The organism is Mycobacterium interjectum (assembly GCF_900078675.2).
GTDB lineage: Bacteria > Actinomycetota > Actinomycetes > Mycobacteriales > Mycobacteriaceae > Mycobacterium > Mycobacterium interjectum.
Genome location: NZ_LT546237.1, coordinates 1,200,450 through 1,210,840, shown reverse-complemented (window position 1 = coordinate 1,210,840; position 10,391 = coordinate 1,200,450). Strand labels below are relative to the sequence as shown.

The following is a 10,391-nucleotide window of genomic DNA, read 5'->3' as shown; positions in this document are numbered from 1 at the left end:
AGTCGCGCTGGCCGCTCGCGACCGCGCCGGGCCGGCGATCTGCGCGCAGGTGCTGATGTATCCGGGGCTCGACCGCGACATGACCGTCCCGTCGATCGCCACCCTCGCCGACGCGCCGCTGCTCGCCCGCGACGACATCGACTACATGCACGCAGTCGCTGACGGCGACGCCGGGCCGCCCAGCGATCCCTACCTGGTTCCCGCGTACGCGTCCGACCTGTCCGGGCTGCCGCCGGCGATCGTGGTGACCGCGGGCTGCGACCCGATCCGGGATTGGGGTGAGCGGTACGCGGCCCGGTTGTGCGACGCGGGTGTGCAGACGACCATCACCCGCTATCCGGGCGTGTACCACGGCTTTCTGATGCGCCCTGACGCGACGGCGCGCGGCCGGCTGGCCCTCGCCGAGATCGGAGGGCTGCTGCGGGCCAAGTTCGCCCATCCGCTGCGGTTTTGACGTCCCAATCACCGGACAGCGGGCGACCGCAAAGCGGTGCGATTGCGCACAATCAATCGACTGCAAAGGAGACAGCTGATGCTCACCGACCAGCGACGGATGGAGCTATCCGACGTGCTGCGGCCGGCCGCACCGCCCCGCGAGATCGACAACGTCTACACCGACGATCAACGCGAGCGACTGCTGGACGTGGTGCGCACCGAGGGTCCGTGGAAACTGATCATCGCCCAGCACTTCGCGTCGGCCGACGAACTGATGGCGACCATGAGCGGCGTCTACCCCGAGGGGTTTACCCCGTCACTGGACCTGTTTCTCACCCCGACCTTCCGGGGCTACCTCGCCAACTACGGAGCCACGCTCTATCCGCAGCTGCACGACTGCTTCTACAACGCGCGGTTTCTGGAGATGGCCAAAAGCTACTGGGGCGCCGAATACGCCAAGCCGCAGCTGATGCTGTTCAACATCAATGGGCCGTGCGCCAACCGCGACCCCGGGCACCTGGATTCGCCGAGCTTCCGCGGCGTGCGGCACGAGAACGCACCGACCTGGCTGACCAGCGTGATGGGCAAGTCGGGACTCTTCCAGGACTACCTGATCAAGATGGCACAGGTGATCACGTGGTTCTCACTGGACGACACAAGCGGATTCACCTACTGGCCAGAAGGGCCGCTCAAGGCCCCGCGGCGTGTGCTCCCGCCGATCTTCAACCGCGGCGTGGTGGTGCAGAACGAGATGATGGTACACCGAGGCGAGGCCAATGGGCCGCTGGACCAACAGGTTCCGGCCGGCCTGGCGTTCGACACCGTGTTCGCGGGAGACCCGTCCGACCGTGACCATTGGCTACTGAAGAACGGCGACGAGGTGATCGCCCGCCACCACACCGACCAACTGCGGTTCCTGGTGCACTGGTCGGCCGAGGTATTCGCCGACTACGACGAGCTGAAGAAGAACATGGAGGGCTCCGACGATCTGACCATCGACAAGGCCATCGACATCATGGTCGACGACATCACCTCCAAGGGCATCAAGCTCGACATCCCTTGCCAGCCCCTGCACGACCCCGCGTTCATCCACGCGCTCAACGCCGCCTACGACATCGGCGGCCCGACCGGCTATCCCGAGGAGGCGCCGATCAGCGCCTTCCAGCTCGCGTGACGACGTGTTGCTGCGGTGATCGCACCGCGATCGTCAATCTTCTCAACAGGTACGCAACTTGCCTCGACGATCGCCACTGGCAGGGGCTCGAGGAGGTGTTCCATCCAGAGGCAAGGGGGCACTACGGGTCCCTGATCGAAGGCCGCAGCGCAATCATCGCGTCCATTCGCACGTTCTTGGGTGGATGCGGGCCCTCACAGCACCTACTCGGCAACTATCAGATCGACGTTGACGGTGACCACGCCAAATCTTCCACACAAGCGCGAGTCATTCACCTCGGCTCCGGCGACCGCATGCACCTGAGGCCATACGAGGCGATCGGCAGCTACCACGACCAATACGTCAGAACGCCCGGCGGATGGCGAATCATCAGCCGCCATTTCGATGTTCGCATCTCGATCGGCGATATCGGCGTACTGCGTCCAGGCTGATTGAACGAAAGGCGCGACATGCAGAGATTCGACAACCGCAGGATCGTCGTCACCGGAGCAGGGTCCGGCATCGGCGCGGCCACGGTGATCCGGCTGCTCGATGAAGGCGGCACGGTGATGGGCTTAGACGTCAATGAGCGGGGGTTGGCAGCTACCGCGGCGGCCGCGGACGAGGCTGACACCGCGGAGCGGCTAAGCACCGCCGTGTTAGATGTCTCCTCTGAGGAAGCGGTCACATGTGCGGTCGCCGAGTCCGTTGCCAAGTTCGGTGGCCTCGATGTTCTTGTCAATGCGGCGGCCATCCAGCACTGCGCCAACACCCACGAGCACACGCTGGCCGACTGGAACGCCACTTTGGCGGTGAACTTGACGGGCACCTTCCTGATGACCCGCCAAGCGCTTCCGGCGCTGCTCGACTCCGGTCGCGGCGTGGTGGTCAACTTCACCTCCACCGCGGCGTCGTTCGCCCACCCCTACATGGCGGCCTACGCGGCCAGCAAGGGTGGGGTGCTGTCGTTCACGCACGCGCTGGCGCTGGAGTACTCGAAGCAAGGGTTGCGCGCGGTCAACATCCAGCCCGGCGGGGTGGCCACCGCGCTGGCGATGAACACGCTGGACAAGATGCCCGATGGTTACGACCTGGGCCTGTGGGCGAAGCAGACACCGCTGTTGCATGGCCGGGAGAACGAAATCCTGGGCGACCCAAGCTCGGTGGCGGCGGTGGTCGCCATGGTGGCCTCCGACGACGGCGCATTCCTCACCGGCACCGAAATACGGATCGACGGCGGGGCGCACGCCTGATTATCTGACCACGACGCCGCTCGGCGTGCGCGGCGCACCCAACATGTCCCGGTGTGCCGGTGGCCGCCGCTCGCCTTCGTCAACGATGCCGTAACGGTCGGCCGTCTCGGCCCCGATCAGCGTCTGAACCTTATCGGGTCTGTCTCGCTTACCTAGTCGCCCTGGACGATTGCCAGTTCGCCGGCGCGGACCGCGGCCTCGATCGAATCCCGCAACGCCGAACACGCGAGGAACAACCCGCCGTGGTGACCGGCGAGGCGGTTGGCCTCGCGACGCTCGACGCATCGGTCCGTCGCCTCGGCGTTCCACTGCACGCTGGTCTGATTCCAGGTGCTCTTGCGGGCCAGCACGAGCGCAGCACAGCTGCGGCACGCGACGGGCATCATCGGCATCTCGTCGAGCCGGTTGTCCGCGCGGACAGACCCGTCGAGCGTCATCAGACTGAGCCGGCGGTGGTGGCCGGGGCCGCCATATTGGCCTCGACCTCTTTCATCCAGGCTTCGTAGGGCCGGGTGGTGTCGAGCTCGAACTCGAAGCGGTCCACCATGTCTGGCTGCACGTCGGCGGCGTCCACGTAGAACTGCTGATACCAGCGACGCAGCTGGTACACCGGCCCGTCCTCCTCGACGAGCAGCGGGTTGTCGATGCGCGCCTTGTGCCGCCAGATCTGCACATCCTGCTCGAAACCCAATTTGACGAAGTCACCGAGACTGATGGCGGTCTGCATCGCCATGTCGTGGGGCAACGCGTCCGATTTCTTGACGATGATGCCGTATTGCAGCACAAAGGAATTCGCGTCGATCGGATAGTGGCAATTGATGAGCACCGTGTGGTGGTCGGCGTCCGGGTAGTGATAGGTCAGGTCGTCGATCATGAAGGACGGCCCCCAGTAGGACGCCACCGACGTCGTACCGAGCATCTGCGCACCCTCGGTGCCGCCGAGGTCGGGGCGGCCCGCACTGTTCATGTACTGCGTCGCAACGTGGCCTTCGAAGATGTTCTTGAAAAATGTGGGCAGGGAGCCGTGGATGTAGAAGAAGTGCGCCATGTCCACGACGTTGTCGATGATTTCGCGGCAGTTGGTGTTCACCACGGTGGTGTACCAGTGCCAGTCCGTCCACTCGTCGCTGGTGGCACCCTCGATGCGCGGGATCGTCACCTCCGGCGGCGGTGGCTTGCGCTCGGGATCGTTCCACACGAACAACATGCCGTCCTGTGACTGGGTGGTCCAAGCCTGGGTGCGGGCCAGTTTTGGGGTGCGCCTGCTGTACGGCACCAGCTTGCAGCGTCCGTCGCCACCCCAGCGCCAGTCGTGGAACGGGCACGCGATCTCGTCGCCCTTGACCTCACCTTGCGACAGATCGCCGCCCATATGGCGGCAATAGCCGTCAAGCACGTTGATTTGGCCGTCGGCGCCGCGGAAGACCACGAGTTTCTGGCCGAAGGCGTTGATCGCATGCGGCTTGCCATCAGCGAAATCTCTGATCAAGCCCAGGCAATGCCAGCCGCGGGCGAACCGCGCGGGCGCGGCCTGCGCTTCGATGAGCCGAACTTGGTCGGCCTCGGGCTGCGACGTCATGGCCGTCATTCAACCCCCGTAGTCCGGTTCGTGGCGGTGGCGTGTTCCACTCATCAGGAAGGCTCTTCCTTGGCCACCGCGCCCCGGCCTAGCGTTTCAGGCGTGACCGCGCACAGCACGACGATTCCCGCAGGACTACCGGTGACCGACACCTGCGTAGACCTACTGGTTGTCGGTTCGGGGACCGGCATGGCGGCGGCGCTGGCCGGCCATGAGCTCGGGCTCTCGGTGCTGATCGTCGAGAAATCGTCCTACCTGGGGGGCTCGACCGCCCGTTCCGGCGGCGCACTATGGCTGCCCGCCGGCCCGGTGCTGGCCGAGGCCGGCGCCGACGACACCGCCGAGCGCGCCGCCACCTATCTGAACTCGGTGGTCGCCGGGTCGGCCCCGCGACAGCGGTCGGCTGCGTTTGTCGAGCACGTGTCGGCGACCGTCGAGATGCTGCGCCGCACCACTCCGCTGCGGCTGTTCTGGGCACGCGACTACTCCGACTACCACCCGGAGGAGCCCGGCGGTAGTGCGGCCGGCCGCACCTGTGAGTGTCACCCGCTGGACACCTCGATTCTCGGCGAGTACCGCACCCGGCTTCGACCCGGCGTGTTGGAGGCCGGCTTCTCGATACCCACGACGGGCGCCGACTATCGCTGGATGAATCTGGTGGCGCGGGTGCCGCGCAAGGGCATTCCCACGTTCGGCAAGCGGCTGGCGCAGGGCGTAGGTGGCCGGTTGGTCGGCCGTCGGTATGCGGCGGGCGGTCAGGGACTGATGGCCGGGTTGTTCGCGGGTGTATTGCGCGCCAGGATCCCGGTGTGGACCGACACGACGCTGTTGCGTCTGTTGAGCACTTCAGTCGAGGGTGAACGCGTGACCGGCGCGGTCGTGGAGCACGGCGGGCGCGAGGTGACGATCACCGCGCGTCGCGGCGTGGTGCTGGCCACCGGCGGCTTCGACCACAGCATGGAGATGCGCTGGAAGTTCCAATCCGAGTCACTGGGCTCCGGCCTGAGTCTGGGCGCCGAATCCAATACCGGCGACGGGATTCGGGCGGGGCAAGAACTCGGCGCCGCCATCGGATTGATGGATCAGGCGTGGTGGTTTCCCGCCATTGCGCCACTGCCCGGCAAGGCGCCGGCGGTGATGCTGGCGGAACGGTCGCTGCCCGGCTGCCTGATCGTGGACCAGTACGGCCGCCGGTTCGCCAACGAGTCGGCGGACTACATGTCGTTCGGCCAGCGGGTGCTCGAGCTGGAACGCTCAGGCTATCCCGTCGAAGCGATGTGGATCGTCTTCGACCAGCAGTATCGCAACAGCTATGTCTTTGGTGCCGAACTGTTTCCACGGATGCGGATCCCCGAGCGTTGGTACGACGCGGGCATCGCGGTGCGCGCCGACAGACTCGGTGAGCTGGGCGCGCAGATGGGAGTCCCGGTCTCGGAGTTCCTCCAGACGATGACCCGTTTCAACCAAAACTCCTCTGCCGGCGAGGATCCCGACTTCGGCCGGGGCCGCAGTGCCTACGACCGGTACTACGGCGACCCGACGATCAAACCGAACCCCAACCTGCGTCCGCTGGTGAAGGGACCCTTCTACGCCGTGAAAATGGTGCTCAGCGATTTAGGCACCTGCGGGGGGTTGAACGCGGACGAGCGAGCGCGCGTGGTGCGCGAAGACGGCGCCGCGATCGCCGGGTTGTACGCCATCGGCAATACTGCCGCAAACGCCTTCGGCACAACCTATCCGGGCGCGGGCGCGACGATCGCGCAGGGACTCGTGTACGGCTACATCGCGGCCCGGGATGCGGCTGGGTAGTGGTGACCGCAAGCGCGGCACCCGCGCGAGCGGGTCGTCACCATCGGGATTAGTCCGTTTCGCGCTTGGCCTGGACCTGCTTCTCGACCTCGCGCCAGTAACCAGGCTTGGGACGCGGTTTCCCGAAGCCGCCCTTCGCGGCTTTCTGCATGATCGCATCCGCCTCGTCGATTTCTTTCATGAGTTCGAGCGCGAACTCTCGCTCGGCGGCGTAGTACTTCGCGGCCCAGCGCAACGCGATGACCGAATACGCCCACGCGGGTTCGATCTCCGCTCCGTCCGCATCCTCGACCGCCTTGCGATGCCGGGCTTCCGCATACGCCACATACTCCTGCAGCAATTCCTTAAGCCGCGCCGGATTGCTGAGGTGGCCGAACGTAACCCGAAGTAGCACACTATGTTTGAGCACGGGCGGATCGACCGGCGCATGGTTGGTCCACTCGGTGATGGCATCCATCCCGGCCGGGGTGATCTTGTACAGCCGGCGGCTCCGGGTGCCCTCGTCGCGCTCGACGCGCGACGTGACCAGCCCCAGGCCCTCGAGCTTCTTCAGCTCGGTATAGATCTGGCTGTACGACGGGCTCCAGTAGTAGAGATCGACGCTCCAGTCGATCCACTTTTTGAGGTCGTAACCGGAGACTTCCTCTTCGTAGGACATCATGCCCAGCAGCGCCCAACTGGTGGCCGCAAGCGCCGCCTTGTTCGGGTTTTCGCTGGTCTCGTCCACTCCGCCAGCGTAACAACACGGGTCACCAGATTCCGTACCGCGGACCGCTGGCCGGGACATCAGAACGGGGTCACGCTGTAGTCCGTGCCGATGAACATGCCGTGCCCGGTGACACCGTTGGTGAAGCGCGTGCCGTCGGTGGCGGCCACGATCTTCCAGCCCTGAACGTCGTAGGTCTGACCGTCCACCAGTGTGGTATCCGGCTGACCGGGCGGGGCCAGGCCGAGATTGGCGGTCCGCCAATCGAATCGGCCGGACGCGCGGATGATCGCCTGATCCTGGTGCAGTACTCGCGGATCCCCCGTCCATCCCGGGTATGGGACGGGATCCATGGGCGCCTGAGGGAAGCCGCCGGTTTGGCACACGACCACGGGTTCCTCTCCATCGCCGCCGTCCGAGGAGACCTCGCAGCGCATCGGCGGTGTGGGCGTTCTGACGTTCACGTAGTGGTCCGGCATGGGATCGGCACCCGCGATTGGGCAGCAACTCAGTGCCACCCAGGCGGTCCCGACCAGGACCCGCACGGCCTTTCTCACCCCCCAAGGATGCTTTTGGCGCCTTGGAACATTCTTGGATGCCCGCGGGTCGTCGGGCGCTACTGGCGGGGCGCGCGCGCAAGAACCCCGAACACGGTCTCCGTTCCGGAGCGGCCTTTCAGTTCGACGTGTTCGCCTTCTCCCCACAGGTACCGCTCGGCAACGGAGCGGCGCACGCCGGCGGTCGCCAGCACCGCGGCGCGCCCGTCCCGGCCGGCGAGCCCGGACAGCCGGAACGCCACGTTGGTCGCGTCGCCGATGACCGCGTCGGTCGATCTGGTCATTGCGGCCAGCGCCACCATCCCCTGCACCACACCCCAGCCCATGCGGATCGGCGACCCCTTCGGGTCGCGCAGCGGCAGTTCGGGTCCCAGCTCCTCGACCAGCACATTCGCGTCGAGCGCGAAGTCGATCGCCAGCTCGCCGGCGTCCGGAAACCGGCCGAGCTCCCACACGGCGAACAGCGCGTCGCCCGCGTAGTAGCTGAGCGTGCCGCGATGCCCACGCAAGACATCGCCCAGCCGCTGCCACAGCGTGTGCAAGCCGCGCGCCATCACGCCCTCGTCCGTCATCTGCGAGATCGTCGAGTAATTGACGATGTCCCCGACCACCATCACCATGGCGGCCCTGCCGATGCGCTCCCGGGTGCGTAGCGGCGCGGCCCGGGGAACGGCGGTGAATCGCTGTGAGCGGAAGGTCAGCGCCACGTCGCCGATCCGGATCTCGTCGCCGGGTCTGATCGGCAGCGCGGCCGCGCGTTCCACACGAACGCCGTTGAGCAGAGTGCCGTTACTGCTGGTGTCGATCACAAAAGCCTGATCGCCGGCGGCGTCCAGCCGAATCTCCAGGTGGGTGCGGGAGATCTCGGGATCGTCGATCACGAGCCGGCGCGCATCGCTGATGCCCGCACACTCCCGGCCCACGAATAGCTGATCAAAGATCGGGACGGGTCGTTCGGTGCCGCCGTCCGCGACGACGAGGTACGCCAGCGCCTCGTCGGGCTGCCCGCCGGGCGTGTTGCTAGAGGCCGCCACCATTCACCTCGCCACTAGCCCTCGACGCTCGTATTTTTGCCGCCGCCCAGGCCGTTCTCACAGCCGCCGGAATGGTCGTCGTCGTCACGCCGAACGCGGCAGGTGCGTCGTCGTCCACGAAAGGTGAGGGCGTAAGTCACTGCCCGGCAAAGGCTTTGTCCAGCTTGAGCACCCGGTTGTTGCCGCTGTCGACAACGTAGAGGTCGCCCTGCCCGTCCAGTGCCACACCACGCGGATTCTTCAGACCACTGATCGGCAGGATGGACTGGGTGGTGGCCTTGGTGGTGCGGTCGGTCTTGAGCTTCACCACCCGGTTGTTACCCCCGTCGGCGACGTAGACATCGCCGGAGTAGACGGCCACACCCTGCGGGCTGTTGAGGCCGGTGAAGGCCAGGGCGCTTTGCGTGCCGTCCCCCTTCAGCAGCATCACCCGGTTGTTCCCGGTGTCGGAGACGAACACGTTGGAGAAGTCGTCGACCGCGATGCTGTCCGGGTTGCTGAGACCGGTGAAGCCCAGCACCTGCGGCGCGTTGATCCCCTCCCGCCACATCAGGACCCGATTGTTGCCGCTGTCAACGACGTAGAACACCGAGCCCATCACCAGAAAAACGCCACGGGGGGAGTTGAGGCCCGTGAAGGGCCCCACCCATTCGGCGTTCGAGGCGGACTGCCATGGCGCGCTCGGGGTCGTCCGGGGGGTGTTTGCCCAGAGCATCCGGGCGTTGCTGGCATCACTGACAAAGATGTCGTCGCCGTTGGCGGCGACCCCGACCGGGTTATTGAGCCCGGTGAAGGGCGGTACGGATTGCGTGGCCGAGTTTGCCGCCATTTTCACCACCCGGTTGTTGCCGCCATCGGTGACGAAGACGGCGCCGGTTCCCGGTGCCACCGTGACATCAACGGGCCGGTCCAGCCCGGTGAAGGGCAGCACGACGGCCGAACCCGTGGCCGGACCCGTCGAAGGCTGTCCCGTTGACGGTGAAGATTGCCCCGACCTGGTCGGGCCAGTCGTGGCCGAAGTCGCTGTGGCCGCTGTGGGTGCCGTCGCCGTCGTGCCGGCGGCTCCGGGATTGTTGGTGCCCTTGGCAGTACAGGCGGCGGTCATCGCAGTTGCGGCGATGAGCGCGACGGCGCCGGTGACACCGATCAGCTGACGAGCACTTCGGGGAGAACTCATGGGCGCACCTAATTCCGTTCCGCGTTGGATTGGTCCTCGCGTACTCCTAGTACGACTGTTTCCGTGACTTCGATTGCTCGATCCAAAGTCGCACGACGCCCACCGCGGTGACGATGACCGCGACCCCGTACAACATCAAGCCCAGCCCGGGCGTGAGTTCCACGACGCCCTCGCCCTTGTTGTTTTCCGTGGACACCGTGTTGAACCAGACGAGCGTCAGGACAGCGAGCAGGCCGACCACCACACTGAGCCCGATGAGCCGCCCGGCAGCCAGTTGGGACCCCGATAAGGCCGGAAGCGCCAAGAACACGGCGAGGGCGACCAGCACGATGACGACGAACTTCGCCGCGCCGTTGGCCGGAACCTCGTGTGAGCCGAGAGTTTCACCGAACAGCTTGATGCTCTCGGTCGCGAACGGAAGGAAGGTCGCGATGACCGTCACGACGAGCCCCCCGAGCACGATCCAAGCGGTGACGGACATTTTTCCGGCGAAGCCCTTCACCGTCGCGAGGCCGTCCGAGGCCATTTGAGCGCCGGCGCCGGGAATTTGGGTACCGGGGGGCGGCGGCGGCCACTGTTGGGAGCCTTGCTGCGTGGGCACGTCAGGGCCCGGCCGCCCTCCGGGCGGTGAATATCCCGGCGGGGGCGGCAGATTGGGCGGTGGAGGCGGCGGCATCGGCGAACGGGC

General features: G+C 66.2%; 11 protein-coding genes and 2 pseudogenes. 5 read left to right on the top strand and 8 right to left on the bottom strand.

Translation table 11 applies throughout. The features are described from left to right. The 4 genes from BN4348_RS40015 to BN4348_RS40000 form a co-directional block, all read left to right on the top strand. The coding region (locus tag BN4348_RS40015) for an alpha/beta hydrolase fold domain-containing protein (RefSeq protein WP_142308796.1) at positions 1-454 on the top strand (454 nt) is incomplete at its 5' end. Between the two features lie 78 nt (positions 455-532). Then, the gene (locus BN4348_RS40010) at positions 533-1,609 is read left to right on the top strand and encodes a hypothetical protein (RefSeq protein ID WP_066912120.1); all 1,077 of its coding nucleotides are present in this window, start codon (positions 533-535) and stop codon (positions 1,607-1,609) included. Beyond that, the gene (locus BN4348_RS40005; protein ID WP_066912117.1) at positions 1,606-2,040 is read left to right on the top strand and encodes a nuclear transport factor 2 family protein; all 435 of its coding nucleotides are present in this window, start codon (positions 1,606-1,608) and stop codon (positions 2,038-2,040) included. The genes BN4348_RS40010 and BN4348_RS40005 overlap by 4 nt, the downstream gene beginning before the upstream one ends. 18 nt (positions 2,041-2,058) lie before the next feature. After that, on the top strand, positions 2,059-2,841 hold the full coding sequence (locus BN4348_RS40000; protein WP_066912126.1) for an SDR family NAD(P)-dependent oxidoreductase: 783 nt from the start codon (positions 2,059-2,061) through the stop codon (positions 2,839-2,841). Here BN4348_RS40000 and BN4348_RS39995 read toward each other — a convergent pair. From BN4348_RS39995 to BN4348_RS39985, 3 genes and pseudogenes are all read right to left on the bottom strand, one after another. Then, a pseudogene (locus tag BN4348_RS39995) lies at positions 2,842-2,967 on the bottom strand (short-chain dehydrogenase); the annotation flags it as partial. Between the two features lie 26 nt (positions 2,968-2,993). Continuing rightward, positions 2,994-3,278 (bottom strand): ferredoxin, encoded by a 285-nt coding sequence (locus tag BN4348_RS39990; RefSeq protein ID WP_066912114.1) that lies wholly within the window; start codon positions 3,276-3,278, stop codon positions 2,994-2,996. Then, positions 3,278-4,420 carry a Rieske 2Fe-2S domain-containing protein gene (locus tag BN4348_RS39985; RefSeq protein ID WP_066912111.1) on the bottom strand — a complete coding sequence of 381 codons (1,143 nt, stop codon included), beginning with the start codon at positions 4,418-4,420 and terminating at the stop codon, positions 3,278-3,280. Before BN4348_RS39985 ends, BN4348_RS39990 begins: the two co-directional genes overlap by 1 nt. A gap of 102 nt (positions 4,421-4,522) precedes the next feature. Between BN4348_RS39985 and BN4348_RS39980 the strand changes: the two genes are divergently transcribed. Beyond that, positions 4,523-6,229, top strand: a complete 1,707-nt coding sequence (locus tag BN4348_RS39980; protein ID WP_084454121.1) for a 3-ketosteroid-delta-1-dehydrogenase — start codon at positions 4,523-4,525, stop codon at positions 6,227-6,229. Positions 6,230-6,278: 49 nt separating this feature from the next. Here BN4348_RS39980 and BN4348_RS39975 read toward each other — a convergent pair whose 3' ends face one another. From BN4348_RS39975 to BN4348_RS39955, 5 genes and pseudogenes are all read right to left on the bottom strand, one after another. After that, positions 6,279-6,890 carry a PadR family transcriptional regulator gene (locus BN4348_RS39975; RefSeq protein WP_235852870.1) on the bottom strand — a complete coding sequence of 204 codons (612 nt, stop codon included), beginning with the start codon at positions 6,888-6,890 and terminating at the stop codon, positions 6,279-6,281. 125 nt (positions 6,891-7,015) lie between these two features. Further along, positions 7,016-7,492 (bottom strand): hypothetical protein, encoded by a 477-nt coding sequence (locus BN4348_RS39970; protein WP_142308692.1) that lies wholly within the window; start codon positions 7,490-7,492, stop codon positions 7,016-7,018. 59 nt (positions 7,493-7,551) lie between these two features. Continuing rightward, positions 7,552-8,526, bottom strand: a complete 975-nt coding sequence (locus tag BN4348_RS39965; protein WP_235852707.1) for an adenylate/guanylate cyclase domain-containing protein — start codon at positions 8,524-8,526, stop codon at positions 7,552-7,554. 136 nt (positions 8,527-8,662) lie between these two features. Further along, positions 8,663-9,703: an NHL repeat-containing protein gene (locus BN4348_RS39960; RefSeq protein WP_084454119.1), complete on the bottom strand. Its 1,041-nt coding sequence runs from the start codon at positions 9,701-9,703 to the stop codon at positions 8,663-8,665. 46 nt (positions 9,704-9,749) lie between these two features. Beyond that, positions 9,750-10,391: pseudogene (locus tag BN4348_RS39955) on the bottom strand (hypothetical protein); the annotation flags it as partial.

Bases quoted from the DNA above. Each gene is read 5' to 3' on its own strand.
- BN4348_RS40000 (WP_066912126.1), top strand. From the start codon at position 2,059: ATGCAGAGATTCGACAACCGCAGGATCGTCGTCACCGGAGCAGGGTCC.
- BN4348_RS39975 (WP_235852870.1), bottom strand. From the start codon at position 6,890: ATGATGTCCTACGAAGAGGAAGTCTCCGGTTACGACCTCAAAAAGTGG.
- BN4348_RS39960 (WP_084454119.1), bottom strand. From the start codon at position 9,703: ATGAGTTCTCCCCGAAGTGCTCGTCAGCTGATCGGTGTCACCGGCGCC.
- BN4348_RS39985 (WP_066912111.1), bottom strand. From the start codon at position 4,420: ATGACGTCGCAGCCCGAGGCCGACCAAGTTCGGCTCATCGAAGCGCAG.
- BN4348_RS39990 (WP_066912114.1), bottom strand. From the start codon at position 3,278: ATGACGCTCGACGGGTCTGTCCGCGCGGACAACCGGCTCGACGAGATG.
- BN4348_RS40010 (WP_066912120.1), top strand. From the start codon at position 533: ATGCTCACCGACCAGCGACGGATGGAGCTATCCGACGTGCTGCGGCCG.